The sequence below is a fragment of the Blastococcus saxobsidens DD2 genome, from assembly GCF_000284015.1.
In the GTDB taxonomy this organism is placed as follows: Bacteria; Actinomycetota; Actinomycetes; order Mycobacteriales; family Geodermatophilaceae; genus Blastococcus; species Blastococcus saxobsidens_A.
This window is the reverse complement of record NC_016943.1, coordinates 1011358-1036602: the sequence shown is the minus strand read 5'-3', so window position 1 is coordinate 1036602 and position 25245 is coordinate 1011358. Positions and strand designations below refer to the sequence as shown.

Here is a 25245-nt window from a genome sequence, read left to right as displayed (position 1 = left end):
CGCTTCTGAAGGAAATCCGCCTGTGACCTGCGCTCCTCTCGTGTCCCCCCCGCGCCGTCGGTGAAAGTCACCTACTACAGCTTCCGAGGACTCTTCGCGGACAACCCGCGGGCGCTCTACGAGGAGCTCGCCGAACGGGACGGTCGTGCGCACGCCCACACCTGGCTGTGCACTCCACAGACGCAGCACATGTTCCCCCCGGAGGTCGAGACCGTCCGGTACGGGACGCCTGAGGCACGGGCGGCGCTGGAGCAGGCCGACCTCGTCATAGCCAACGACTGCATCTCCATGCCGTGGACCAAACGGCCGGGCAGCAGGTACCTGCAGACGTGGCACGGCACCCCGCTCAAGCGCATCCACCACGACGTCCAGGGTGGCCCCGAAGGCTGGCTCACCATGGCCGATCTCGACGTCGCCCGCTGGGACCTGCTGCTCTCGCCGAACTCGGCCACCACCGAGCGGTTGCGCAAGGCATTCGGTTACACCGGCCCCGTCCACGAGACCGGCTATCCGCGCAACGACCTGCTCAGCAGCCCGCGGCGCGACGAGGTCCGGGCGAAAGTGCGCGCCGGCCTGGGCATCGGCGCGCACCAGACCGCGGTGCTCTACACGCCGACGTGGCGGGACGACCTGGTGTTCGCCGGCGACGGGCGACCGGAGTTCGAGTTCCCGATCGACCTCGACCAGTTCAGCGCCCGGCTGGGCCAGGACCATGTCCTGCTGCTGCGGCTGCACAGCATGGTCGCCGGCCGCATGCCGATCCCTCCGGGGGCCCCGGTGATCGACGTCTCCGACCATCCCGACGTCCGCGACCTGTACCTCGCCGCCGACCTGATGGTCACCGACTACTCCTCGACGATGTTCGACTTCGCCATCACGGGCAAGCCGCTGCTGTTCTTCACCTACGACCTGGAGCGCTACCGCGATCGGCTCCGCGGCTTCTACTTCGACCTGGCAGAGGTCGCGCCCGGTCCGCTGGTGTCCACCAGCACGGAGCTGGTCGAGGCCATCGCGGACATCGACGCGGTCACCGCGGAGCACGCCGAGCGCTACGCCCGGTTCCGCGAGACGTTCTGCCACCTGGAGGACGGCGCCGCCACGCGGCGCGTCCTCGACCTGATCCTCCCGGCTGCGACAGCGGCCGTGCAGACCACCAGACCGACCCTGAGGGAGATGACGTCCGTGCGGACCGGTGGCCGTGTGCTCGAGCCCGTCCGTCGGCGTCTGTCTCCCTATCTGACCCGCACGCCAGCGGGCCGCCAGTCGGCGTCGTCGGTGCAGACCGTGATCCTCGCCGCAGGGATGGGCACCCGGCTCGGCCGGCAGGAGCCCAAGCCCCTGACCCGGCTCAACGACGGGCGCAGCATCCTGCAGCGGCAGCTCGAGGGCCTGCGCGCCGTCCTCGGCGCAGACGTGTCGATCACCGCAGTGGTCGGGTACCGGAGCGACCTGGTGATGCAGGCCGCTCCCGACCTGCTGTTCGCCTACAACCCCGACTTCGCGGTGACCAACACGTCGAAGAGCCTGCTCCGGGCACTACGCACCACCCGTGCGGGCGGCGTGCTGTGGCTCAACGGGGACGTCGTGTTCGATCCGGCCGTTCTCGAGCAGGCGCTACCTCATCTGGCGGCCGACCAGAGCTTCGTCTGCGTCGACACGAACACCGTCGCCGACGAGGAGGTCAAGTACACCCTCGACGGCGACGGCTACATCCGGGAGCTGTCCAAGACCGTGCGCGGGGGCCTCGGCGAAGCGGTGGGCATCAACTACGTGTCCGCCGCCGACAAGGCGACGCTCATCGAGTACCTGGACGCGTGCTCGCACAAGGACTACTTCGAGCGGGGCATCGAGACGGCGATCGCCGAGCGCGGCCTGCGGGTGCGGGCCGTGGACATCTCCGGTTACGACGCCGTCGAGGTGGACTTCGAGGGCGACCTGGTCCGGGCCAACACCCTGCTCGGCGGCGAGGCACCGAACATCGTCGCCGAGATCGCCTGATCCCAGCCCGCGGGAACCGCCGTCAAGCCACCGGCACCGGTCGGCCGGCGCCGGTTCCCGCGGGTACGGCACGGTCCTCCCGGAACCGGCGCACGGCGGCGATCCCGCCGATCAGCAGCCCGATGCCCAGCGCCGCCAGCACCCCCACCGCGACCCGGGCGAGGGCCTGCGGCCCGGCGGAGAGGACGTTGGCCGACCACAGGACGTCGACGTCGGGCAGCCCTTGCACGAGCAGCAACCAGCCGGTGACGACGGCCAGCAGACTGGTCATCGCGCCGTTGCCGCGCAGGGCTGCGCGCACGCCCAGGACCGCGCACAGCAGCGCGGCGGTCGCCGGCATGAGTGCCGAGACGATGGCTCCGGCATGGGATCCCGTGGTCACCGACGGCTCCGGGGTCGCGAGCGCGTGCCACAGGGCGGCCAGCGCGCCGGCACCGAGCAGGGCGCCCAGCAACCGCGGCGTCCGCGCCACCAGCCCGGCGGTGACCGCCACCGCGAGCAGCCCGGCGACCAGTGGCCACACCAGCCAGGGCGAGGGGGGCGGGCTCCAGGTGAGCACCCCCGCGATCTCGGCCTCGACCTCCCCGTGCCGGAGCGGCACGACCCACTCCGAGACGACGTGCTCCCGGGTCGGGTCGGCGGCCACCCGGGGCGGCAGCACGTCCTCGCTCATCCAGTGCGTGCGGTGGTCGTGCCACACGTACTCCGGCTGCGTCGAGACCTGCTCCCACCGCGCCGTGGCATCCGGATCGGCGTGCTCGGGCAGCGCCGTCCGGCCGTAGCGGTCGAGGTTGATGTACGTGGCCGGGCTGTGCGCGTTGCGCCAGACCCCCTCGGGCCCGATCCGCAGGTAGGGCTCGCCGGAGTAGCCCGGGACCAGCACCTCGGTACCCGAGTCGTTCACCAGCTCGAGTTCGTCCCCGAACTGCAGCACGCGGACGCCCACCCCCGGCAGCTCCGGGGTCAGCGCGACCACCCGGCCGTCGAAGTCGCTCCCGGCCGCCTCCCCGCCCACGTGGGCCGCTGCAGGGCCGGCCGGCCCGAGCAGCGCGAGGATGCCGGCCAGGACGGTCAGCAGCCGGCCGAGCAGGCGGCTCACGCGCCCGCCACCGCGCGGAGGTCGTCGGCGATGTCGCGGGCGGTGTTGCCCGCGTCGAAGGCCACGTGCGCCGCGTCGTCGGCGCCGTACAGCAACAGCAGCGTCGAGTGCAGGCGGCCGTCGTCCTCCGCCTGCGGGACGCCGGCTGCCAGCTGGGCCTGGTCGATGGCCGCCTGGTCACCGGTGAGCCCGACGAAGGACGTGGGCAGGTCGGCGTCGAACCGGTCGAGGTACTCGCCGAGCACCTCCGGGGTGTCGGTGGCCGGATCGGTCGTCACGAACACCACCTGGACCTGCTCGGCCAGCTCCGGCTCCACCCCCCGCAGCGCCACCGCGATGTCGGCCATCGTGGTAGGGCAGATGTCGGGGCAGTTCGTGTATCCGAAGAACAGCAGCGTGGGCTTGCCACCGGTGGCCGCCTTGAAGTCGTACGGGGCCCCGGTGGTGTCGGTGAGGGTCATCGACGGCCGGCGGTAGGGCTCGGCCAGGTCCAGCCCGGCGTACTCGTCCTCCGGCGCCTCGACCGCCGCCGGCGCGCCGGCGGAGTGGTCGTGCTCCTCGGGAACGCCGTCCACCGTGCCTCCGCAGCCGGCGGCCAGCAGGCCCACGGTGAGGAGCAGCGCCGGCAGGCAGGAACGGGATCGACGGCGGGCGGCGGAGCTCACGACGACACGGTACGTCGGTTGGCCCGTACGCCGAGGACGACACCGGCGAGCGCCACCAGCAGGGCAAGGATCGAGAGGAACAATGCCAGGGCGCCCGGGGCGTCGGTGTGCCCGCCTCCGTGGGCGTCGGCAGCCGGACCCGCCGGCGCCGCGGTCGGCTCGGCACCGTCCGCGGCGGTGAGCGACAGCACCGGGGCCGGCCGCTGGGGCTCGGCCTGCCCGGCGAGGGTCGGCTCGATCCACGCGGACTCGTTACCGTCGCTGTAACTCTGCACCGTGGGGAAGCTCAGCCGCTGGACGTCCGGAAAGGGGCCGCCCGAGAGGGCGAACTCCTGGAACTGGCCCGGCGCGATACCGGCGCCCTCGTCCGCCCGGTACTCGACGAGCGAGACGTAGGAGCTGATCTCCTGCCCGTGGACCTCGATCGGCTCGGCGAGGTCGGCGGTCGTCGTCGTCACCGTCCAGCCCGGCACCGGCTGGGCACGCAGCGAGCCCATCGCCGCCTCCTCCGGGATCTGGATCCGCAGCGCGACGGTGCTGGCGGTGTCGCTCTCGTTGGGCACGCGGAAGGTGAGCTTCCCGTAGCCCCCGGGGGTGGCGTCGTCGGAGGAGACGGTGACGTGCGCGGAGGCGACCGGGGCGACGGCCACGGCGGTCACCAGGGCCGCGCACGTGGCCAGCAGCAGGACGGCGACCCGGGCGAGCGGGCGGGGTAGGGACACGGAACTCCTGTTCATCGGGTGGTCGACGGCCGGGCGGCTGTCGGGGAAGGTCAGCGGACCGGGACGTCGGTGGCCGCGGTCAGGGCGGTGAACTCGCCGAGCCGGACGTCGACGGTGACGGTCCAGGTGCCGGCGCCCGGGATGGTCATCCCGTCGCCGACGTAGTGGCCCGGCCCGGCGGGCTCCAGGTCGACGTCGAGCGGGCCGATCTCCTGGCTGCGCTCGGTGAGCGTCACCCGGATCTCCGCCGGCTGGGTGAGCCGGCCGGCGTCGTCGAACAGGTAGACGTGCAGGGCGTTCGGCCCGGGTCGGGCCGGATCCACCGAGACCTGCACGCTGCCCGAGGCCCCGGAACTGCCCTGCAGGGGCAGGACGACGTCGACGGGCTGGGCCAGCGCGGCGCGGGCCGGCGGGGTGGCGACCAGCACCGCGGACACGGCCAGGACGACGGCGGCCAGCCCCGCCTCGACGAACACCGAGCGGCGCAACGACGGCAGGTGCTCGGCGGCGGACTGGGCCTGGAGCCGGTCCCGGTCGGCGGCCGCGGCCACCTCCTCGGGGCCGGGCCCGGATGGGCCGGCCGCGGTGGCGAAGGCGTGCACGGCAACCGTTCGGCCACGGCGGGCGCGGCGGATGCCCAGGCGCTGCTGCACCCACACCCGGGAGACGCCGGCGGCGGCCAGCAGGAGGACGACGAGCAGAATCTTCCCGGCGAGCAGCTGGCCGTAGGTGGTCTCGACCAGCGCCGTCGGGGACCCGACCTCGCGCACCGACTGCACGACGCCCGACACGACGAGGGCGACCACCGAGCCGAACGCCAGCCGGGAGAACGCCGGCAGCACGGCGGCCGGGTCGGTCGGCCCCGTTCCCGGCCGCAGCGCGGTGGCCAGCAGCGCGGCCAGCCCACCGAGCCAGACCGACATCGCCCCGACGTGCACGGCCGCGACCAGGACGGCCAGCACCGGCCACGGCCCGGCGACCGGGTGCCCCACCGCGGCGGTGGCCAGCACCAGACCTCCGGCGAGCACCCCGGGCACCGCCAGCCGGGCCGGCGATCCCGGACCACCCCGCCGCCACACCGAGCGGAGCGCCACCAGCAGCGCGAGCGCCAGGGCGACCCGGGCGAGCGCGGCCCAGCCGGCGCCCGAGCGCACGGTCGCGCCCAGCAGCGCCGGATCGACCGCGGCGCCCAGCCCCGCACCGGCGGCGTAGGGCCCCTGGAGGAGGAAGGTGGCGAGGGCGGCGAGGGCGACGGCGACCGCGCCGCCGCCTGCCATCCGGGCCAGGAGTGCCGACCGCCACCCGCCCGGCCAGCACGTCGCGAGGAGGACCGGCACGCCCAGCGCGAGAGCCAGCCCCGCGTACCCGACCCAGCGGGCCACCGGCAGCAGCAGCGCGACCAGGGGGTCGGTGCCGCTCATCTCCTCGCCGGCTCCGGCGGTCAGCAGCTCGCCGTCGCCGACGACGAAGGAGAACGCGCCCGAGATCGGGTGGGAGTCGGCGGAGATCACCCGGTACGTCACGAGGTAGCCGCCGTCGGGCAGGTCGCCGCGCAACGGGATGGTGAGGACCTCACCCTCGACCGTCGCGGTAGCGGCGTCGACCCGCTGCTGGTCGGCGCCCAGCACCCGGGCGTAGCCGGCGCCCAGCGAGATCCCCTCGGTGAACCGCAGGGTGACCTCCTCGGGCGCCTCCCCCAGCCGCGCCCCCTCCCCCGGGTCGGTGGAGATGAGGGTGGCGTGCGCGGCGGCCGGGCCGGCCACGCCGACGCCCACGGCCAGCCAGCCGGCCACGAGCAGGACCAGGAGGACGGCGGCGCGCCTCACGCGGCGACCGGCCGGTCGGCGACGGAACGGAGGCCCCGGCGCTGCCGTCCGCGCCACGCCAGCGTCGCGACCAGGGCCACCCCCGCCAGGAGCAGCAGGTGGGCTCCCGCCCGGTCGGCGTGCACGTGGCCGGCGCGCAGATCGGCCACCGTCACCGGCAGCAGCAGGGCGACGAAGGTCCCCAGGAAGGGCAGCGCACCCGCGGCCAGCCACGGAGCCGCCGCGACGGCGAGGAAGGCCGCGGCCACCGCCAGGTTCCACGCGCCGCTCTCGCGTGCCATGTGGACCGGTGCGCTCATGGCTCCGGCGCCCGACACGAGCACCGGCCAGGCCAGCGCTGCCTGCGCGACACCGACGGCCAGCAGCACCAGGCGCAGCGCGGTGTCCGCCAGCCGGGCCCGAGCGGCCGCCCGCGCCCCGGGCAGCTCCCGGGGCAGCGCGGCCAGCACCGTGGCGGTCAGGTCCGGCACGGGCGGCGCAGGCGCCAGCCGCGCCCGGCGGGTGACCCGTTCGGCGTGGCCGGCCCACGCGGAACAGCCGGGGCAGGCGGCGAGGTGCGCGTCGAGCTCGCGGGCCGGGATCCCGAGCGGCTCGCCGTCCAGGCGGGCGGACAGCGCCTCGCGGCAGGTCAGGCACGACATGGTTCATTAGTCGCATCCGGACGCCGTCCGGTTCCCGGGCGCACCGGTGACGCCGACCACTTCCGAGGACATGGACGACCTGGCTCGCCTCGCCGCGGACGCCGCCGAGGGCGATCCGCTGGCCGCGGCGGCCCTCGTGCGGGCCACCCAGTCCGACGTCTGGCGGCTGTGCGCGACCCTCGGCGACCGGGACGCGGCGGATGACCTCACCCAGGAGACCTACCTGCGGGCGTTCGGCTCGCTGCACCGCTTCGAGGCCCGGTCGTCGGTCCGGACCTGGCTGCTCACCATCGCGCGGCGGGTGTGCGCCGATGCGCTGCGGACCCGCCGCAGGCGCCGGTTGACGCTGGTCCGCGAGGCGGCGGATCTGGAACTGCTGGCGCCGGAGAGCGGCGGGGACGCGGTCGCCGAGGGCGCCGCCGTCACCGACCTGCTGGGCCGCCTGGAGCCGGACCGGCGCGAGGCCTTCGCCCTGACCCAGCTGCTCGGGCTCTCCTACGCCGAGGCCGCCGAGGTCGCCGGCTGCCCCGTGGGCACGATCCGGTCCCGCGTCGCACGGGCCCGCGCCGACCTCGTCTCGTCCCTCGGCGGGGTGAACGGGAGCACCCCGGGGCGCGACGTGGCGCAGAGCTGAGATCGGGCGGGTCCGGGCCGACCCCGTCACACCCGAGGCGGGGGCGTCCGCCGGCAGGCGGCGCCGCCGTCCCGTCGCGTGGGCCCCGAATGCGCATAAGTGCATCGATCTGGTAGACATTGACCCGTGACGCGAACGACGATGCTGCTCCTGGTGAGCCGCCGGCACGTCGATCTGCTGCGCGTCTGCACCGCCGCCTGTCCGGCCTGCTGATTCCCCGCGCCGTCCCGGCGCTTCCCCGTCTCGCTCATCTCCCCGTGCGCGCTGCTGCGCGCCCGCGCTCTGAGACCCGGAGTCAGTACCCGTGAAGACCCTCATCCTGCTCGCCCTCGCCGGCCTGGGCGCCCAACTCGTCGACGGCAGCCTCGGCATGGCCTACGGCGTCACCTCGACGACGCTGCTGCTGGCGATCGGCACCAACCCGGCTGCCGCCTCGGCCACGATCCACCTCGCCGAGATCGGCACCACCCTGGCATCGGGGCTGTCGCACTGGAAGTTCGGCAACGTGGACTGGAAGGTCGTCGCCAAGGTGGGCCTCCCGGGCGCAGTGGGTGCGTTCGCCGGCGCACACTTCCTCTCCGCGCTCTCCACGGCGGCCGCGGCGCCGGTCATGTCGCTGATCCTGGTCTCGCTGGGCGCCTACATCCTCGTGCGCTTCACCCTGCGCGGCATCGACCGGCGCAACATCGGCAAGCCGATCCGGAAGCGGTTCCTCGGCCCGCTGGGCCTGGTCGCCGGGTTCGTCGACGCCACCGGTGGCGGTGGCTGGGGCCCGGTCGGCACGCCGGCACTGCTGGCCAGCGGCCGGATGGAGCCCCGCAAGGTCATCGGCTCGATCGACACCTCCGAGTTCCTGGTCGCGCTGGCCGCCAGCCTCGGCTTCCTGCTGGCGCTCGGGTCGCAGGGCATCGACCCGCTGTGGGTCGCCGGGCTCCTCGCCGGTGGGCTGGTCGCGGCCCCGATCGCCGCGTGGCTGGTGCGGCACATCCCGCCGCGGCTGCTCGGCTCCCTCGTCGGCGGCATGATCGTGCTGACCAACGTCCGGACGCTGCTCCGCAGCGAGTGGGTCGACGCCGAAGATGCCGTGAGCTGGGCGATCTACGCGGTCCTCGCCGCCGTGTGGGTCGCGGCCGTCGTCCACTCCTACCGCGAGTACCGCAAGGACCGCGCCGTGGAGTCCGCCGACGCGGTCGCCGAGCCGAACGTCGACGCGCCGGCGCACGCCGGCGAGGAGCCCGTCGGCGCGGGCCGCCCCAGCGCACCCCGCGACTGACCCACCCCCGATCCGGGATCAGGGACCCTGATCATCGCGGCGACAGGTGGGCAGCCGCGGGTGGGTGGAATACCTCGTCGAGCCCGCCCGGCACCGCCCCATGCCACCGCGCCCGGTGGCTCGTGCGGCGATCGGAGGACTCCGGTACGACGGGCGTCCTATCCGGCCCGGGGGTACTCCGGCACCTGCGGCAGCGGGGTGGACCGGGCTGCGGCGAGCACCATCTGCGGCGACGGCGGCAGGCCACGCCGGGTGCACAGGCGTAGCGCCCGGGCGCCGGTGAGCACGTCGGTCTCCGGCGGGACGACGAGCAGGTCGGCCCGCCGGTTCCCTCCGGCCCAGGTGAGGCACACGACCTGGGCATCCATGCTGCGGAAGCCGCCCGCACGCACGGTGCGGCCCAGCACCTCGAGCTTGCGGGGGGCCGGCGCCCAGGCCTCGAGGGCGTAGGTGAACCGCTCCACCCGCACCCCCCGGCGCTCCAGGGCGGCGACGAGCTCGGGCAGCTCCACGGCGAGGTCACGACTGCGCGGGAACCAGGCGCCGTCGAACGCCGAGCCCCCGGAGCCGGCGTCGGCCCGCAGACTCACCCGGACGTCGATCCCACCCCGGAAGCCCTCGGACACCGGAACCGTGGTCGTCGCCATCAGCGCTCGGCCGCCTCTCGTCGTTCATCGTTCGGCAGAGGACAGGTGCCCCCGAGATGAAGCTAGGGGGCGTGGCGCGCGGTGCCCCTGGTGCACCCGGTGGGCGGGTCTCCGCCGCACGGCCGGTCATCACGATTCGTGACCTGCCGACCACGACGCCGGCGGGGTCGGAGACGCGAACGGCCGAGTGCGCAGCCGGCGCCGTCGAACACGGCGCGTCGCGGGATGTCGCGACCACCACTGCGCACTCGGCCGTCAGCGGGGCGAGCGGGGGAGATCAGACGGGCTTGGGCTTCCGGTTCTTGGCCTTGCCGCGCTCGGTCTGGTCGAGCACCACCTTGCGGATGCGCACGGTGGCCGGGGTGACCTCGACACACTCGTCCTCGGCGCAGAACTCCAGCGCCTGCTCCAGGTTCAGGATGCGCGGCGGGATCAGCCGCTCCAGCTCCTCGGAGGTGGACTTGCGCATGTTGGTGAGCTTCTTCTCCTTGGTGATGTTCACGTCCATGTCGTCCGGACGGGAGTTCTCACCCACGATCATGCCCTCGTACACCTCGGTGCCCGGCTGGACCATGAGCGAGCCGCGCTCCTGCAGCGAGAACATCGAGTACGTCGTCGCCACGCCCTGGCGGTCGGCGACCAGCGAGCCGGTCGGGCGGGCGCGCATGTCGCCCAGCCACGGCTCGTAGCCCTCGAGGTTGTGGTTGAGGACGCCGGTGCCGCGGGTCTCGGTGAGGAACTCGGTGCGGAACCCGATGAGCCCGCGGGACGGGACGATGTACTCCATCCGCGCCCAGCCGGTGTCGTGGTGCACCAGGTTCTCCAGGCGTGCGCGCCGGGTGGCCAGTGCCTGGGTCAGGGTGCCGACGTACTCGCCGGGGACGTCGATGGTGACCCGCTCGACCGGCTCGTGCAGCGTGCCGTCGATGGTCTTGGTGACGACGGTCGGGCGGCCGACGGTGAGCTCGAACTCCTCCCGCCGCAGCTGCTCGACCAGGATGGCCAGCGCCAGCTCACCGCGGCCCTGCATCTCCCAGGTGTCGGGCCGGTCGGTGGGCAGCATGCGCACCGACACGTTGCCGACCAGCTCCTGGTCGAGGCGGTTCTTGATCAGCCGGGCGGTGAGCTTCTTGCCCGACTTGCCCGAGATCGGTGAGGTGTTGATGCCGATGGTGATCGAGATCGACGGCTCGTCGACGGTCAGCGGCGGCAGCGGGCGCGGGTCGTTCGGGTCGGCGAGGGTGTCGCCGATCATGATGTCCTCGATGCCGGCGATGGCCACCAGGTCGCCCGGGCCGGCGCTCTCGGCCGGGGTGCGGGTGAGGCCCTCGGTGACGAGCAGCTCGGTGATCTTGACGTTCTTGATGGTGCCGTCGACCTTGCACCAGGCCACCTGCTGGCCGCGCTTCATCTCACCGGAGTGGACGCGCAGCAGGGCCAGCCGGCCGAGGAACGGTGAGGCGTCGAGGTTGGTGACCTGCGCGCGCAGCGGCTCCTCGGCGTCGTAGGTCGGCGCCGGAACGGTCTCCAGCAGCGTCTTCACCAGCGGGCCGAGGTCCGCGCTGTCCGGCACGGTGCCGTTCTCGGGACGGTTCAGCGACGCCTGCCCGGTGCGCCCGTTGCAGTAGACGATCGGGAACTCGAGGGCGTCGGCGTCCATGCCGGCGTCCTCCATCAGCTCCATGAACAGCTCGTAGCACTCGTCGACGACCTCGGCGATCCGGGCGTCGCCGCGGTCGGTCTTGTTCACCGCGAGGATGACCGGCATCCCCTTGGCGAGGGCCTTGCGCAGCACGAACCGGGTCTGCGGGAGGGGCCCCTCGGAGGCGTCCACCAGCAGGACGACGCCGTCGACCATCGACAGGCCGCGCTCGACCTCCCCACCGAAGTCGGCGTGGCCGGGGGTGTCGACGATGTTGACGACGACGGGGTTGCCGTTCTCGTCGGCCAGGCGGATCGCGGTGTTCTTCGCGAGGATGGTGATGCCGCGCTCGCGCTCGAGGTCCATCGAGTCCATCACGCGGTCCTGCGTGGAGTCGTTGTCCGTGCCCTCGCCCTTGGACCGCCCGAGGGCGCCCGCCTGGCGGAGGAGGGCGTCGACCAGGGTGGTCTTGCCGTGGTCGACGTGGGCGATGATCGCCACGTTGCGCAGGTCGTCGCGAGTGGGCATGCGGAAGGGCACCTCGGGAGTTCGGGAGCGCACCGCGCGGACGCGCGCGGGCATCAGGACAACAGCCGCAGCGGCCGCGACCTTCCCGCCACTCTAGGTGCTCAGCGGACGGGCACCGTCTCCCGCGACCGGTCGACCACCCCGAAGGTGACCCCTGCGGCGGCAACAGTGACCAGACTCACGGCGAACCAGGCCGGGAAACCGGCGCCGAGGGCCAGCACGTGGGCCAGGACGAAGGCCCCGACGTAGAGCACCGCCAGCCCCGCGGTCACCCCGGCCCCGCGCCGCCGGGACGCGATCCAGGCCGCACCCACGCCGCAGGCGGCGAACACCGCCCCGCCCAGCGCCCGGATCCCGGTGCCCTGGGCGATCCCGAAGCCGGCGGCGAGCCCGACGGCGACGAGAAGAGACGCGGGGACGCGGGCGAGAGCGGAGGTCGACATGTCCCCCAGTGTCCCTGTCGACGAGCGAGTCCTGATGCGCGAGAGCCCCGGACGCAGCGGCGTCCGGGGCCCTCGTGGGCGTTCTTCACACCGGACAGTGCGCGGAAATGTGCAGGTTCTTGGCCTTGACCTGCACATCCGTGCACACCGTTCCAGCGGTATTAGGCGGTGCGGAGCACGGCCTCGATCTCGAGCTCGACGGTGATCTTGTCGCCGACGACGACGCCGCCGCCGTCCATCGGCATGTCGATGTCCACGCCGAACTCCTTGCGGGAGATCTCGGTCTTGGCGCTGAAGCCGGCGCGCGTGCCGCCGTAGGCGTCGGGTCCGAAGCCGTTGAGCTCGAGTCCCAGGGTGACCGGCTTGGTGATGCCCTTGAGAGTGAGTTCACCTTCGACGGTCCAGTCGGCGCCGTCGGTCTTCACCGCGGTGGACCGGAAGGTCATCACCGTGTGGTTGCCGACATCGAAGAAGTCAGCAGACTTGATGTGCGCGTCGCGCTGCTCCTGGCGGGTGTCGATCGAGTCCATGTTGATCGTCGCGTCCACGCGGGACTGCGTCGGGTCCTCGGCGGTCGTGATCTCGCCGGAGAACTCGCGGAAGTAGCCCCGGACCTTGCTGACCATCATGTGGCGGACGGAGAAGCCGACCGTGGAGTGGCTGGCGTCGATGTCCCAGGTGCCGACGACGTAGCCGGGGATCTGGACGGTGCTGGCGGTCATGGTGTCTCCCAGTGGTTGAGCGTGTGACCTTGTCTCGGTGCCTAGCGTAGTTGAGCGCTTGACTATTCCGCCAGTATCCTGTGCCCATGAGCGCGTCGCTGTCCTCGGAGTCCCTCCCCACGGGTGAGCCCCGCTGGCTCGACGCGGAGGAGCAGAAGGCATGGCGCGCCTGGCTGTACAGCGCGCAGCTGCTGCAGCACCGGCTGGACCGGGAACTCACCCACCGCACCGGGATCTCGCACGCCTACTACGAGATCCTGGTGGCCCTCTCGGAGGCGCCCGAGCGGATGATGCGGATGAGCGAGCTCGCCGACCGGTGCCTGTCCTCCCGCAGCCGCCTCTCCCACGCGGTCTCCCGGCTCGAGGAGCGCGGCTGGGTGCGCCGCCAGGTCTGCACCGACGACGGGCGCGGACAGCTGGCCGTGCTGACCGACGACGGCTTCGAGGCGCTGGAGTACGCCGCCCCCATTCACGTGGAGGGCGTCCGCCGCGAGCTGTTCGACCGGCTCTCTCCTGAGCAGGTGACCGCCATGCGCGACTTCGGGGAGACGCTGCTGCGCCACCTCGACCCCACCCGCGTGCCCTGACGCCGGTTCACCCCGGGGGATCGCGGTCGACGGGCACCAGGCCCGTCCGGAACGCGACGATCACCGCCTGGACGCGGTCCCGCACGCCGAGCTTGGCGAGCACCCGCGCGACGTGCGTCTTTACCGTGGCCTCGCCGACGAACAGCCGGCGGCCGATCTCGGCGTTGGACAGCCCATCCGCGAGCAGCTCCAGCACTTCCACCTCCCGGGAGGTCAGGTCGGCCAGCCCGGCCGGTGGCGGACCGGTCGGGGCCGGCGCACGGCGGGTGAACGCGGCGATCAGCCGCCGGGTCACCGACGGTGCGAGCAGCGCCTCCCCCGCCGCCGCCACCCGGATCGCGTGCACGAGCTGGTCGGCCGGTACGTCCTTGAGCAGAAAGCCGCTGGCCCCGGCGCGCAGCGCCTCGTAGACGTGCTCGTCGACGTCGAAGGTGGTCAGGACGACGACCTTGCACGGGACGCCGTCCGGGTCGCCCAGGAGCCGGCGGGTGGCGGCCAGTCCGTCGAGTCCAGGCATGCGGATGTCCATGAGGACGACGTCCGGCCGGAACCGCCGGGCCGCGGCCACCCCCGAGCCGCCGTCCGGGGCGGTGCCGACGACGGTCAGATCGGGCTCGGCCTCGAGGATCAGCCGCAGGCCGGTGCGGACGAGTTCCTCGTCATCGACGATCAGCACGCGGATGGTCACGCCGGCGTCCCGTCGACCGCGAGCCGCGCCCGCACCCGGTAGCCGCCGTCCGGCAGGCGGCCCGCCTGCACGCTGCCGCCGTACAGCGCGGCACGCTCGCGCATGCCCACCAGGCCGTGCCCAGTGCCCGTTGCCGGTTCCCCGGCATCCTCGTGGCCGTCGTCGCAGACCTCCACGTCCACCACCCCGCCGACCGCACGGATGACCACCTGCGCGGTGGCCGGTCTGGCGTGCTTGAGCACGTTGGTCAGTGCCTCCTGCACGATCCGGTAGGCCGCGAGGTCGATACCCGCCGGCAGTGCGGCGAGGTCACCGGTCACGGTCAGCTCGACCGGCGTGCCCGCTCGCCGCACCCGGTCGACCAGGTCACCGAGGTCCTGGAGGCTCGGTTGCGGCGCCACCGTGCCGTCGTCCCCACCGGTGAGCAGGCCCAGCAGCCGGCGCATCTCGGCCATGCCCTGGCGGCCCGCGGTCTCGATCGACGACAGCGCGCTGCGGGCCAGGTCGGGGCGGTCCCCCATCGCGCGCTGGCCGGCCTGGGATTGGATCACGATCACCCCCATGCTGTGCGCGACCAGGTCGTGCAGTTCCCGCGCGATGCGGGCGCGCTCGTCGGACACCGCGCGGGCCGCCTGCTCGGCCATCTCCTGGTCGGTCAGGGACGCCCGCGCCTGGAGCTGCCGGGTCTCGCGGTGGCGGTGCCGCATCCAGCGGCCGAGGCCCACCAGTCCGGCGAGGATGAACCAGGCGGGCAGCACCTCGTCGAGCGGGTCACCGGCGAGCAGCCGCGGCACGTCGTAGGTGAGGATGCCCACCGCGACGACCACCGAGCCCGCAATGGCCGGCCACCGGTCGGCGTGCGCGCCGAGCGCGTACAGGGCCAGGCAGAGGCCGAACCACAGCAGGCCCGACGTGCCCCCCAGCTGGTCGTGCAGCCAGCCCGCGCCGAAGACGAGCAGCAGGGCGAGCAGGGGCCGGTAGCGGCGGACGAACAGCGGCGCCGTGGCCACGAAGGCCAGCAGGGCGTGCACCGGCCGGTCGGCGGCGACGGCGGGGACGTCGGTCACCCACACCGACGCCTGTCCCCACACGGCCAGCACCGCCACCACGACGGCGTCGGCCGCGCGGGCGGAGCGGGGCCAGTACATGCGGCGAACGGTAGCCATGCCAGGGCCGTTTCCGGGTCCTCCGCAGGACGGATCCGGCCAGCCGGATCCGCCGTCCGGAGGACGGCCGATTCGCCCGTAGGACCGACGACTGCCGGGCCGCGGCGGCTCAGGCTCGTCGCTGCCCGGACCCGCTCCGTGGGTCCATCCACCGAGGAGCTACCGATGACCGACCCCATCGCCGTCGACCGCCGTACCGGGGCAGCCGCGCTGACCGCCGGCGTCCTGCTGTTCGTCTCCGTCGCCACGGAACTGGTCTGGAACGTCCAGCGACCGGACGGCTCGGTGTCCGATCTGCCGGTGTTCGTCCTGTTCGCGGGTGGTTTCGTGCTGGGGTCGGTCGCTCTCGTGATGGCCGTGCACGGTCTGGGCCGCGGTCGCACCGGCGCGGCCCTCTCCCGGACCGGCCGGATCGGCCGCGGGGTCAGCCTGACCGGCGCCGGGCTGGTCACCGCGTTCGCCGTCGTCCACCTCGGCACGGGGCTGGCCACCGGCACGCCGCTCGAGGCGTCGTTCTGGGCCTTCTTCCTCGGCTTCCTGCTGTTGATCGCCGGCGCCGTCCCGCTGGCCCTCGGGTTGCGCCGCTCCTCCGCCGTCGGCGGCTGGTGGGGAGCCGTGCTCGTCGCCGGGATCGCGGCCGCCGTGGCGATGTTCGCTCAGGCGCCGTTGCACGAACTCGGCCTGTTCACCTTCGACGCCGCCTGGGCCGCACTCGGCCTGCGGCTGCTGTCCGGGCGCGACGCCACCGTGTCCGAGGACACCCGCGTCCGCGGCTGAGCGCATCGACAGGGGACGGACTTCCCGGTCGATCCGGGAGTCCGTCCCCTGTCGCCCGGGAGTTCCCGAGCCGGACCGTGGTCGGCACCAGCGAGGCCCGACCACGGAGGAGTTCTGCGATGACCACCACCACCGTTCCCGAGACCACCGCACACCGGCGCGCGACCGCCGGCCTCGTCGGCGGCGCCCTGTGGGCGCTGCTGCCCGTCGCCTGGGCCACCGCGCTGGCCGACGACGCCGGGTCCGGCACCGTCTCCCTGCTGGCCGCGGCGACCGCCTGGATCTTCCTGGTCCTGCCGCCGACACTGATCCTCGCCGGGCTGGCCGCGCTCCGCCGGGCCCTCGCCGGCGACGCGGGGCGGGTGGGTGCCGTCGGCACGGCACTGACCGCCACCGGACTGGCCGCCATGGCCGTCGGCAACGGCATCGAGGTCGCGTCGATCACCACCGGCGGCGCGGAGGTGGCGCTCGGGCACATCACCTTCCTCCTCGGGTTCCTCGTCTCGACGGTCGGCGGCGTGCTCCTCGGTGTCGTGGTGGCCCGACAGCGGCGCGACACCCTGTCCCGCGCCGGGGGCCTGCTGCTCGCCCTCGCCCTGCCGCTCGGCATCGGGATCGGCGCCCTCGGATCGATCGTGAGCCCGGAGAACGACGCCTGGTTCTGGGCCGCGATCAGCGTGCCCGCCGGTGTCGCCTGGGTGCTGCTCGGCCGGTCGCTGCAGGCGGCTCCCACCACGCACCACGAGCTGGTGACGGCGTCCTGACCGACTCCCCCGCGGAGGGCCGCGCCGAGCGGCGCGGCCCTCCGTTGACGTCCCGCCGTCCCGGCGCGCATGGTGCGCACGCCGAAGGGAGCGACCAGGTGACGACCCAGGTGACCGCACCCGTCCCCGCCCCGGCGCGGCGGCCGGCCGGTGCCCCGCGGTGGGTGGCCTCCGTGCTGCCCCGGCTGTTCGCCTGGGCGGTGCTCCCGGTCTACCTCGCCGGCGCCGTCGCCTACCTCGTGCTCGACGCCCGGCTCGGTGGCCCGGGCCTCGATCCGGCCCAGGGCGTGCCAGTGCTCGGCGGGCTCGGGCTGTTCGCGGCGCTGGGGGCGCTGCTGATCCTGCGCCGCCCGCGGAACCCGGTCGGCTGGCTCATGGCCTCGGCGGCGCTGCTCGTCGGCGTGGTCCCGGCCGGCGACGCCTACGCGGCATGGGTGCTGACGACCCGCGGCCGGCCCGACGCCCTCGCCGTGGTGGGCGCCTGGCTGCAGAGCTGGTACTGGTACGTGGTCCTCGGATTGCTCTTCGTCTACCTGCCGCTGCTGTTCCCGGACGGGCGGCTGCCGTCGCCCCGCTGGCGGCCGGTCGCCGTGCTGCCCGGTGCCGCCCTGGCAACCGCGTGCGTGCTGGGCATGCTGACCGGCACGCTGAGCGGGCAGGAGGTCGACTACCGGATCGACAACCCGATCGGCGTCGACGGTCTGGCGGCGGTCGAGGAGCTGCCCGTCTTCGCCGTCCTCAGCATCGTGCTGGCGGCCGGGATCATCGGCGCGGTAGCGGCCGTGGTCGTCCGGTTCCGGCGGTCCCGCGGCGACGAGCGGCTGCAGATGACGTGGTTCGTCTTCGCCGTGGCGCCCGCGGTGCTGGCGCCGCTGGACGGGGTCCTGCCCCTCGTCAGCGACCTCGTCTTCGCCTGGCTGCTGCTCGCCCTGCCGGTGTCGATCGCGGTCGCCGTCCTGAAGTACCGGCTCGACGGCATCGACGTCGTCCTCAACCGGACGCTGGTCTACGGCACGCTCACCGTCCTCGTCGTCGGCGGGTACGTGCTCGTCGTCGGCTACCTCGGGGCGGTCCTCCGCCGGGACGACGACCTGCTCGTCTCCCTGGTGGCGACCGGCCTGGTCGCCGTCCTCTTCGCACCGGCGCACGACCGGTTGCAACGGGCGGTGAACCGGCTGCTCTACGGCCGGCGGGCCGAGCCCTACGCCGCGCTGTCCCGGCTGGGCGAGCAGCTGGAGAGCACGCTGGCCCCGGACGCCGTCCTGCCGGCGATCGTCACCACCGTCCGGGAGTCCCTCCGCCTGCCGTACGCGGCCATCGTCCTGGGGGACGACGAGCCGGCCGTCGAGTCGGGCTCCCCGGTGCCGGACACCCGGTCGCTGCCGCTGCTGTACCGGACCGAGCAGGTGGGCGAGCTCCGGCTGGGCCTGCGCCCCGGCGAGACCGCATTTTCCTCCGCCGACCGGCGGCTGCTCTCCGACCTGGCCCGCCAGGCCGGGGTGGCCGTCTCCGCCGTGCGGCTGACCGCCGATCTGCAGCGGTCGCGGGAACGGCTGGTCACCGCACGCGAGGAGGAGCGACGCCGGCTGCGCCGCGACCTGCACGACGGGCTCGGTGCCCAGCTGGCCGGGCTCACCGTGCAGACCGGCGTGCTGCGCACCCTCATCCCCCGCGATCCGGCGCGCGCCGAGGCCCTGGCCGGGGAGCTGCGGGGTGAGCTGCGCACCGCGATCGCCGACATCCGCCGGCTGGTGCACGGCCTGCGGCCCCCCGCGCTCGACGAGCTCGGGCTGATCGGCGCCCTCCAGCGCCTCACCGAACGCTGCAGCGCCGACGGCGGTGGGCTCCGGGTGACCGTCGAGGTCGACGGCGAGCTGCCCCCGCTCCCGGCGGCGGTCGAGGTGGCGGCGTACCGGATCGTGCAGGAGGCGCTGACCAACGTCGTGCGGCACGCGGCCGCCCGCGCCTGCACCCTCCGGCTGGCGGCCGATGCCGCGGAGCTGACCGTCGAGGTGGTCGACGACGGCTCCGGTCTCCCGGCGGAGCTGGTCGCCGGCGTGGGGCTGTCGTCGATGCGCGAACGGGCAGCCGAGACCGGCGGCCGGTGCGACGTGCTGCCGGCACCGGGTAGTGGCACCCGCGTGCTCGCCCGGCTCCCGCTGACCGGAGGGGACTGACGTGGCTGCACGCGTGCTGGTGGTCGAGGACCATCCGCTGTTCCGCAAGGGTGTCCTGGCGCTGCTGGACACCGCGGCCGACGTGGAGGTCGTCGGCGTCGCGGTCTCCGGCGAGGACGCGGTGGCGCAGGCGGCGGAGCTGCGGCCCGACGTCGTCCTCATGGATCTGCAGCTGCCGGGGATGAGCGGCATCGAGGCCACCCGGGCGATCACCGCCGCCGCCCCCGACGTGCGCGTCCTGGTGCTCACCCTGTTCGAGGACGAGGACTCCGTGTTCATGGCGCTGCGGGCCGGCGCCCGCGGCTACGTCCTCAAGGACGCCGACGAGGAGGAGCTGACCGGCGCCATCCGGGCGGTGGCGCGCGGGGAGGCCATCTTCAGCCCGGTGGTGGCCGGCCGGGTGCTGGCGTTCTTCGCCCAGCCCCGCCCGGCCCCCAAGGTGTTCCCGTCGCTGACCGACCGCGAGCGGGAGATCCTGCGCCTGCTGGCCCAGGGGCATCCGAACCCGTCGATCGCCCGCGCCCTGTCGCTGAGCCCGAAGACGGTCGCCAACTACGTCTCGGCGATCTTCGCCAAGCTGCAGGTCACCGACCGGGCCGAGGCGATGATCCGCGCCCGGGAGGCGGGGCTGGGACGGTAGAGGTCAGGACGCCGGTGACGGCGTGACGTCGGCCGGAGGCAGGGGCCAGCGGGGCACGCCGGCGACGGCGCCGTCGGGCAGCCGCGCGGGGAACCGCGGCGGGCGCTTCTCCAGGAACGCGGCGACCCCCTCGGCCGAGTCCGGGCCCTCCCCCAGCTCCACCAGCGCCCGGGACTCGGCGCGGTGCGCGTCCCACGGGGACGGCGCACCGAGCATCGACCAGAGCAGCTGCCGGGCCGCACCCACCGCCACCGCGCTGGTGTTCTCGGCGATCTCGCGGGCCACCGCGTAGGCGGTGGGCAGCAGCTCGGCGTCGGGAACCACCCGGGAGACCAGCCGGCCGCGCAGCGCCTCGGCGGCGTCGAACACCCGGCCGGTGGCCACCCACTCCATCGCCTGGCTGATCCCCACCACCCGGGGCAGGAACCAGGACGACGCCGCCTCCGGCACGATCCCGACCCGGCCGAAGACGAACCCGAACCGGGCGGACTCCGCGGCGATCCGGATGTCCATCGGCAGGGTCAGCGTGGCCCCGATGCCGACCGCGGCACCGTTGACCGCGGCGATCACCGGCTTGCGGAGCGCCGCGAACGGCAGCGCCGCCACCCCGCCGGCGTCGCGGGGGAAGCCGCCGATGTCCTCGCTCAGCGGTCCGGGCGGGCGCTCGCGGGTGCGCCGGCCGGCGAAGGTGTCCAGCCCGCCGCCGAGGTCCGCGCCGGCGCAGAAGGCCCGGCCGGCGCCGGTCACCACCAGAACGCGGACGTCGTCGTCGGCGTCCGCGGCTGCCGCCACGTCGGCGAGCTCCCCGGCCATGGTCAGGGTGAAGGCGTTCATCCGGTCGGGCCGGTGCAGGGTGACCGTCGCGATCCCGTCGGCCACCTCGTAGCGCAGCTCGGTGAGGTCCGTGGTGCTCACCGCCCCAGTGCGCCGGCGACGGCGAGCCGGGCCACGGCGTCGAGGTGCTCGGACTCGTCGCCCAGCAGCAGCCGGTCGACCTTGGCCCGCCGCCAGAACAGGTGCGCGTCGTGCTCCCAGGTGAAGCCGACCCCGCCGTGCACCTGGATGAGCGTGCCGGCGGCCCGCTCGAAGGTGCTGGCAGCGCAGGCCTTGGCGGCCGAGGAGGCGAGCGGCAGCTCGGCGGGCGCGGAGTCGGCGGCCCACGCCGCCCACCAGACCAGCGAGCGGAGCTGCTCCACCCCGGCCCAGGCGTCGACCAGCATGTGCTTGACCGCCTGGTACGAGCCGATCCGCCGGCCGAAGGCCTCCCGCTCCTGGGCGTAGGCGACCCCGAGGGTCACCGCCCGGTCGGCACTCCCGAGGTCCTCGGCCGCCATGACGACGGCCGCCGCCTGGCGGGCCCGGGCCCAGAGCTCCGCGGCGTCGGAGGTGAGCACCCGGCGGGAGGTCAGCCGGACCGAGGCCAGGCCACGGGTGGCGTCCAGCGGGCGGCCGGGGACGACCTCGCCCTTCCCCACCACGAGGTCGCCGCCGTCCAGCCCGAAGAACAGCGTGGCGTCGGCCGCGTCGATCGACGGCGCGGACCCGTCCACGGAACCGTCGAGCACCGCGAAGGCCGTCGACCCGTCGGCCAGCTGCGCGGCCAGGTCGGGGGCGTCGGCCAGCAGCACGGCTGCACGCGCCGCCGTCACCAGGGACGGCGCGGCCAGCACCGCGCCGCCCTGCTCGGCGACCACCGCGAGGTCGAGGAGCGGCCGGCCGGACCCCCCGGCCGCCTCGGGCACGGTGATGCCCAGGAAACCGATCCCGGCCAGCGCCTTGCGGCCGGGCTCCAGGGTCCCGCCCTCCAGCCCGGCCCGGGCCGCCGCGGGAGAGGCGGAGCCGGTGAAGAACTCCCGCGCGCCCGCGGCGATGTCCCGCTGGTCGGTGTCGAGGTCGAAGTTCATCGCCGTCCTCCCGCGGGCCGGCCGGCCGAGAATGCAGCGGTCTTGTCGCTGCGCGGCTCCGGCGGCAGCCCGAGCACCCGCTCGCCGAGGATGTTGCGCAGCACCTGGTCGGTGCCGCCGGCGATGGCGATCCCGGGGATCCACGCCTGGGTGCGCGGCCAGCGGTCGTCGCCGTCGGAGGTGGCGGCATAGACCGCCTCGTCGCCGAGCAGCCGGACGCCGGCATCGGAGACCAGCCGCGCGGCCTCCGTGGCGGCGAGCTTGCCGGCACTGGCCTCGGGTCCCGGTATCCCGTTCTGGCTGAGCACCGTCAGCCGCCGGTAGCCGGTGTAGCGGGCAGCGAGCGCCGCCACCACGGCCCGGCCCACGGCCTGCCGGGCCAGCACCTGACGGTCGGCGGCGAGCTCCGGCAGCCGGTCCCGCGCGTGCGCCACGAGGGCCTCGACCGGCAGCCCGATGTCACCGCCGGCGCCGCCGATGGCGACCCGCTCGTTCATCAGCGTGGTGAGCGCGACCCGCCAGCCCTCGCCGGGCTCCCCCAGCCGTTCGCTGTCGGGGATGCGGACGTCGTCGAAGAAGACCTCGTTGAAGTCGGCCTGCCCGCCCATCTGGCGCAGCGGCCGCACGGTCACGCCGGGGGCGTGCATGTCGACGACGAACATCGTCAGGCCGGCGTGCTTGGGCCGCTCGGGGTCGGTGCGGGTGAGCAGGATGCCGTGGTCGGCGACGTGCGCCAGCGTCGTCCACACCTTCTGGCCGTTCACCACCCACTCGTCGCCGTCGCGGACGGCGGTGGTGCGCAGCGCGGCCAGGTCGGAGCCCGACGCCGGTTCGCTGAACAGCTGGCACCAGACGTCGTCGGCCCGCAGCAGCCGGGCCAGGTAGCGGTCGCGCTGGTCCTGGCTGCCGTGCGCGATGACGGTCGGCCCGCACATGCCGATGCCGATGTGGTTGATCAGCCCGGGCACCCGGGCGCGGGCCAGCTCCTGGGCGATGATCGCCTGCTGCACGAGCGTGCCGCCCTGCCCGCCGTACTCGCGTGGCCACGTGACCCCGACCAGCCCGGCCTCGGCGAGCACCCGCTGGGTGCGGCGCATCTCGGGCTCCTGTCGGCGCGCGTCCACCCCCTCCTGGCCCGGGGCCAGGTGGAGCAGCTCATCGGCGTGCTGCTCGAGGAGGTCGCGGACGCGGGCGCGGTAGGCGGCCTCGTCCGGGCTGTCGTCGAAGTCCACGGGCGGCACCTCTCGTCGATGAGCGGACGCGCGCAGCGTGACACCGGTCACCCGAAACGGTCAACGATGACTGTCGCCGGGGCCGCAGTCGCCCTACGCTCCGGCGGATGGTCGTCGAGCCCGCCTCGCCCGGCGGCGCCGCGCGTGCCCGCTCGCGCTCGGAGAAGACCGCCGACAGCCGGCTGCTGATCCTGGACGCGGCGGTCGCCTGCCTGGTGGAGGACGGGTACGCGGCCGCCTCGACGCTCGCCGTCCAGGCCCGGGCCGGGGTGTCCCGCGGCCGGCTGCTGCACCACTTCCCCTCCCGCGCCGAGCTCCTGGTGGCTGCGACCGCGCACCTGTCGACGACGCAGCTCTCGGAGGTCCGCCGCCGCGCCGCGACCCTCATGCACGACGAGCCGACCGGCCGGGAGCGGGTCGACCGGGCGGTCGACCTGATGTGGACGACGTTCCAGGAGCCGCCCTTCTGGGCGGCGATGGAGCTGTGGACGGCGGCCCGGACCGACCCCGACCTGCGGACGGCGCTGCGCGGGGAGGAACGCCGGCTGCGGGCGGCCATCGCGGCGGTGGCCGACGAGATCTGGGGGCCGGAGATCGCCGGCGCACCCGGCTACGCCGACCTGACCGAGCTGCTGTTCACGAGCATGCGCGGCGTGGCGCTGGTCTACGCCTTCGAGGACCGCCCGGCCGCCACCGACCCGCACCTCGGGCTCTGGAAGCGGGTCGCCGCCCGGATGCTCGCCCTCGACAGTCAGGGTTGACCGCCACCCCGGGGGCCGCGAGCATGACGCAGGTCACACCTTCGCCGGTCGCCCGAGGAGCACCCATGAGCACCGAGATCCCCGTCCTGCGCGGCCGGGGCATGACCATGAGCGACCAGTTGGCCCGGTGGAGCCGCACGCGGCCCGACGCCGCCGCGCTGCGCTTCGAGGGGACGGGGCGCAGCTACGCCCAGCTCGACGCCCGGGTCACCCGACTGGCCCGGGCGCTGCGCGCGCGGGGCGTCGGGACCGGCGACCGCGTCGCCGTGCTCGCGCTCAACGGCATGGAGACGTGGGAGGCGTACCTGGCCGGCGTCCGGCTCGGCGCGATCGTCGTCCCGGTCAACTTCCGGCTGGTGGCCGACGAGGTCACCTACGTGCTCGCCGACTCCGGCGCCGTCGCGCTGGTCGTCGACGCCCCGCTGGCCGAGGTCGCCGCGAAGGCCCGGGAGCAGGTCCCGTCGATCACGACCACGCTGGTCATCGGCGAGGACTACGAGCAGGCGCTCGCCGCGGCCGGGGACGAGCCGCTCGACGTCGTCGTCGACGAGGACGAGCCGGCGTTCATCATGTACACCTCCGGGACCACCGGCCGCCCCAAGGGCGCGGTGCTCACCCATCGCAACCTGCTGATGCACACGTTCAGCCAGATCACCACGCTCGGCTGGGACCCCGACGACCGGGTCGGCGTGCCGGGGGCGCCGCTGTTCCACATCGCCGGCCTGGCGGGCGGGCTGCCGCCGCTGCTGCTCGGCGGGACCAACGTGATCCTGCGGTCGGGCGCCTTCGACCCGGCCGCGACCCTCGACATGATGGAGCGGGAGCAGGTCTCCAGCATCTTCCTCGTGCCGGCCATGTGGGCCGCGGTCCTCGCCGTGCCCGACCTCGCCGCCCGCGACCTCTCGCACCTGCGCCGGGTCTCCTGGGGGGCGGCGCCGGCCTCCACCACGCTGCTGCGCGCGCTGATCGACGCGTTCCCGCAGGCGGAGGTGGTCACCGCGTTCGGGCAGACGGAGTGCAGCCCGGTCACCTGCCTCCTGCGCGGGGAGGACTCCGTGCGCAAGATCGGCTCGGTGGGCACCCCGATCCTCAACGTCGAGGTGCGCGTGGTCGACGACGCGATGGACGACGTCCCGCCGGGCGAGGTGGGCGAGATCGTCTACCGCAGCCCGATGGTGATGAAGGAGTACTGGAGCAAACCGGAGGAAACGTCGATCGCCTTTGCAGGTGGCTGGTTCCACTCCGGCGACCTGGTCCGCCAGGACGAGGACGGCTACTTCTACGTCGTCGACCGCAAGAAGGACATGATCATCTCCGGCGGCGAGAACATCTACTGCGCCGAGGTGGAGAACGTCCTCGCCGCGCACCCGAAGGTCGGCGAGGTGGCGCTGATCGGCGTCCCCGACACCCGCTACGGCGAGGCGCCGTTGGCCGTCGTCGCCCCGCGCGACCCAGCCGACCCGCCGACGCCGGAGGAGCTGGCGGCGTACTGCCGGGAGAAGCTGGCCCGCTACAAGAACCCGCGCGAGTACTCGGTGGTCGGGGCCCTGCCTCGCAACCCGAGCGGCAAGGTGCTCAAGACCGCGCTCCGCCAGGAGCACTCGGCCGGCTCGCTGGTCGCCGAGCCGGCGGTGTGAGCTGCGGCTGCCGGGCGACGGTGTGCGCGGATGTGCAGCAACCGCCCCCCGGGGAACTGCGCATCGGCGCAC

General features: G+C 74.2%; 24 protein-coding genes. 10 read left to right on the top strand and 14 right to left on the bottom strand.

The window, feature by feature from the left end; all coding sequences use genetic code 11:
* Positions 1–60 precede the first annotated feature (60 nt).
* Entirely contained in the window at positions 61–1998 is a 1938-nt protein-coding gene (locus tag BLASA_RS25790; protein ID WP_014374925.1) for a CDP-glycerol glycerophosphotransferase family protein, read from the top strand.
* 22 nt (positions 1999–2020) lie between these two features.
* On the opposite strand, the gene BLASA_RS04900 is transcribed toward BLASA_RS25790, so the two are convergent.
* The 5 genes from BLASA_RS04900 to BLASA_RS04880 are packed head-to-tail and all read right to left on the bottom strand — an operon-like array spanning position 2021 to position 6951.
* Positions 2021–3097: a hypothetical protein gene (locus BLASA_RS04900; protein ID WP_014374924.1), complete on the bottom strand. Its 1077-nt coding sequence runs from the start codon at positions 3095–3097 to the stop codon at positions 2021–2023.
* A complete protein-coding gene (locus BLASA_RS04895; protein ID WP_014374923.1) occupies positions 3094–3762 on the bottom strand; it encodes an SCO family protein in 669 nt (222 codons plus the stop codon). The genes BLASA_RS04900 and BLASA_RS04895 overlap by 4 nt, the downstream gene beginning before the upstream one ends.
* Entirely contained in the window at positions 3759–4484 is a 726-nt protein-coding gene (locus BLASA_RS04890; protein ID WP_014374922.1) for a YcnI family protein, read from the bottom strand. Before BLASA_RS04890 ends, BLASA_RS04895 begins: the two co-directional genes overlap by 4 nt.
* A 50-nt stretch (positions 4485–4534) precedes the next feature.
* Entirely contained in the window at positions 4535–6310 is a 1776-nt protein-coding gene (locus BLASA_RS04885; RefSeq protein WP_014374921.1) for a copper resistance protein CopC, read from the bottom strand.
* Positions 6307–6951: a zf-HC2 domain-containing protein gene (locus tag BLASA_RS04880; RefSeq protein ID WP_014374920.1), complete on the bottom strand. Its 645-nt coding sequence runs from the start codon at positions 6949–6951 to the stop codon at positions 6307–6309. The genes BLASA_RS04885 and BLASA_RS04880 overlap by 4 nt, the downstream gene beginning before the upstream one ends.
* A gap of 70 nt (positions 6952–7021) precedes the next feature.
* On the opposite strand from BLASA_RS04880, the gene BLASA_RS04875 reads away from it, so the two are divergent.
* Complete coding sequence (locus tag BLASA_RS04875; protein ID WP_014374919.1) at positions 7022–7585, top strand: sigma-70 family RNA polymerase sigma factor; 564 nt, start codon at positions 7022–7024, stop codon at positions 7583–7585.
* A gap of 304 nt (positions 7586–7889) precedes the next feature.
* Positions 7890–8858 (top strand): sulfite exporter TauE/SafE family protein, encoded by a 969-nt coding sequence (locus tag BLASA_RS04870; protein ID WP_014374917.1) that lies wholly within the window; start codon positions 7890–7892, stop codon positions 8856–8858.
* Between the two features lie 158 nt (positions 8859–9016).
* Here the strand turns inward: BLASA_RS04870 and BLASA_RS04865 are convergent, their stop codons facing one another.
* From BLASA_RS04865 to BLASA_RS04850, 4 genes are all read right to left on the bottom strand, one after another.
* Entirely contained in the window at positions 9017–9505 is a 489-nt protein-coding gene (locus BLASA_RS04865; RefSeq protein WP_014374916.1) for a DUF5994 family protein, read from the bottom strand.
* 277 nt (positions 9506–9782) lie between these two features.
* Positions 9783–11675 (bottom strand): translational GTPase TypA, encoded by a 1893-nt coding sequence (gene typA, locus BLASA_RS04860; protein WP_014374915.1) that lies wholly within the window; start codon positions 11673–11675, stop codon positions 9783–9785.
* 101 nt (positions 11676–11776) lie between these two features.
* On the bottom strand, positions 11777–12118 hold the full coding sequence (locus BLASA_RS04855) for a hypothetical protein (protein WP_014374914.1): 342 nt from the start codon (positions 12116–12118) through the stop codon (positions 11777–11779).
* Between the two features lie 161 nt (positions 12119–12279).
* Entirely contained in the window at positions 12280–12840 is a 561-nt protein-coding gene (locus BLASA_RS04850) for a YceI family protein (RefSeq protein WP_014374913.1), read from the bottom strand.
* Positions 12841–12926: 86 nt separating this feature from the next.
* Here BLASA_RS04850 and BLASA_RS04845 point away from each other — a divergent pair, with 86 nt between their 5' ends.
* A complete protein-coding gene (locus tag BLASA_RS04845) occupies positions 12927–13427 on the top strand; it encodes a MarR family winged helix-turn-helix transcriptional regulator (RefSeq protein ID WP_014374912.1) in 501 nt (166 codons plus the stop codon).
* 7 nt (positions 13428–13434) lie between these two features.
* Here the strand turns inward: BLASA_RS04845 and BLASA_RS04840 are convergent, their stop codons facing one another.
* The gene (locus BLASA_RS04840) at positions 13435–14115 is read right to left on the bottom strand and encodes a response regulator (protein WP_014374911.1); all 681 of its coding nucleotides are present in this window, start codon (positions 14113–14115) and stop codon (positions 13435–13437) included.
* Entirely contained in the window at positions 14112–15263 is a 1152-nt protein-coding gene (locus BLASA_RS04835) for a sensor histidine kinase (RefSeq protein ID WP_014374910.1), read from the bottom strand. The genes BLASA_RS04840 and BLASA_RS04835 overlap by 4 nt, the downstream gene beginning before the upstream one ends.
* Positions 15264–15446: 183 nt before the next feature.
* Here BLASA_RS04835 and BLASA_RS04830 point away from each other — a divergent pair, with 183 nt between their 5' ends.
* The 4 genes from BLASA_RS04830 (at position 15447) to BLASA_RS04815 (ending at position 19639) form a co-directional block, all read left to right on the top strand.
* Positions 15447–16058, top strand: a complete 612-nt coding sequence (locus tag BLASA_RS04830) for a hypothetical protein (protein ID WP_014374909.1) — start codon at positions 15447–15449, stop codon at positions 16056–16058.
* A gap of 119 nt (positions 16059–16177) precedes the next feature.
* Positions 16178–16822, top strand: a complete 645-nt coding sequence (locus BLASA_RS04825; protein WP_014374908.1) for a hypothetical protein — start codon at positions 16178–16180, stop codon at positions 16820–16822.
* A gap of 98 nt (positions 16823–16920) precedes the next feature.
* Positions 16921–18999 (top strand): sensor histidine kinase, encoded by a 2079-nt coding sequence (locus tag BLASA_RS04820; protein ID WP_014374907.1) that lies wholly within the window; start codon positions 16921–16923, stop codon positions 18997–18999.
* A 1-nt stretch (position 19000) separates the two neighbouring features.
* A complete protein-coding gene (locus BLASA_RS04815) occupies positions 19001–19639 on the top strand; it encodes a response regulator (protein ID WP_041775610.1) in 639 nt (212 codons plus the stop codon).
* Between the two features lie 3 nt (positions 19640–19642).
* Here BLASA_RS04815 and BLASA_RS04810 read toward each other — a convergent pair whose 3' ends face one another.
* The 3 genes from BLASA_RS04810 to BLASA_RS04800 are packed head-to-tail and all read right to left on the bottom strand — an operon-like array spanning position 19643 to position 22775.
* Positions 19643–20554, bottom strand: coding sequence for an enoyl-CoA hydratase-related protein (locus tag BLASA_RS04810; RefSeq protein WP_014374905.1), 912 nt, complete (start codon positions 20552–20554; stop codon positions 19643–19645).
* Positions 20551–21543, bottom strand: coding sequence for an acyl-CoA dehydrogenase family protein (locus BLASA_RS04805; protein ID WP_014374904.1), 993 nt, complete (start codon positions 21541–21543; stop codon positions 20551–20553). Before BLASA_RS04805 ends, BLASA_RS04810 begins: the two co-directional genes overlap by 4 nt.
* Complete coding sequence (locus tag BLASA_RS04800) at positions 21540–22775, bottom strand: acyl-CoA dehydrogenase family protein (protein ID WP_014374903.1); 1236 nt, start codon at positions 22773–22775, stop codon at positions 21540–21542. The genes BLASA_RS04805 and BLASA_RS04800 overlap by 4 nt, the downstream gene beginning before the upstream one ends.
* 107 nt (positions 22776–22882) lie before the next feature.
* Here BLASA_RS04800 and BLASA_RS04795 point away from each other — a divergent pair, with 107 nt between their 5' ends.
* Together BLASA_RS04795 and BLASA_RS04790 are read left to right on the top strand one after the other, a co-directional pair.
* Positions 22883–23536: a TetR/AcrR family transcriptional regulator gene (locus BLASA_RS04795; RefSeq protein WP_014374902.1), complete on the top strand. Its 654-nt coding sequence runs from the start codon at positions 22883–22885 to the stop codon at positions 23534–23536.
* Positions 23537–23601: 65 nt separating this feature from the next.
* Positions 23602–25173: a long-chain-fatty-acid--CoA ligase gene (locus BLASA_RS04790; protein ID WP_014374901.1), complete on the top strand. Its 1572-nt coding sequence runs from the start codon at positions 23602–23604 to the stop codon at positions 25171–25173.
* Positions 25174–25245: the final 72 nt, after the last annotated feature.

Coding starts and splice junctions, on each gene's coding strand:
- BLASA_RS04865 (WP_014374916.1), bottom strand. CDS start 9,505: ATGGCGACGACCACGGTTCCGGTGTCCGAGGGCTTCCGGGGTGGGATC.
- BLASA_RS04805 (WP_014374904.1), bottom strand. CDS start 21,543: ATGAACTTCGACCTCGACACCGACCAGCGGGACATCGCCGCGGGCGCG.
- BLASA_RS04850 (WP_014374913.1), bottom strand. CDS start 12,840: ATGACCGCCAGCACCGTCCAGATCCCCGGCTACGTCGTCGGCACCTGG.
- BLASA_RS04835 (WP_014374910.1), bottom strand. CDS start 15,263: ATGTACTGGCCCCGCTCCGCCCGCGCGGCCGACGCCGTCGTGGTGGCG.
- BLASA_RS04790 (WP_014374901.1), top strand. CDS start 23,602: ATGAGCACCGAGATCCCCGTCCTGCGCGGCCGGGGCATGACCATGAGC.
- BLASA_RS04795 (WP_014374902.1), top strand. CDS start 22,883: ATGGTCGTCGAGCCCGCCTCGCCCGGCGGCGCCGCGCGTGCCCGCTCG.
- typA (WP_014374915.1), bottom strand. CDS start 11,675: ATGCCCACTCGCGACGACCTGCGCAACGTGGCGATCATCGCCCACGTC.
- BLASA_RS04830 (WP_014374909.1), top strand. CDS start 15,447: ATGACCGACCCCATCGCCGTCGACCGCCGTACCGGGGCAGCCGCGCTG.
- BLASA_RS04880 (WP_014374920.1), bottom strand. CDS start 6,951: ATGTCGTGCCTGACCTGCCGCGAGGCGCTGTCCGCCCGCCTGGACGGC.
- BLASA_RS04855 (WP_014374914.1), bottom strand. CDS start 12,118: ATGTCGACCTCCGCTCTCGCCCGCGTCCCCGCGTCTCTTCTCGTCGCC.
- BLASA_RS04825 (WP_014374908.1), top strand. CDS start 16,178: ATGACCACCACCACCGTTCCCGAGACCACCGCACACCGGCGCGCGACC.
- BLASA_RS04875 (WP_014374919.1), top strand. CDS start 7,022: ATGGACGACCTGGCTCGCCTCGCCGCGGACGCCGCCGAGGGCGATCCG.
- BLASA_RS04845 (WP_014374912.1), top strand. CDS start 12,927: ATGAGCGCGTCGCTGTCCTCGGAGTCCCTCCCCACGGGTGAGCCCCGC.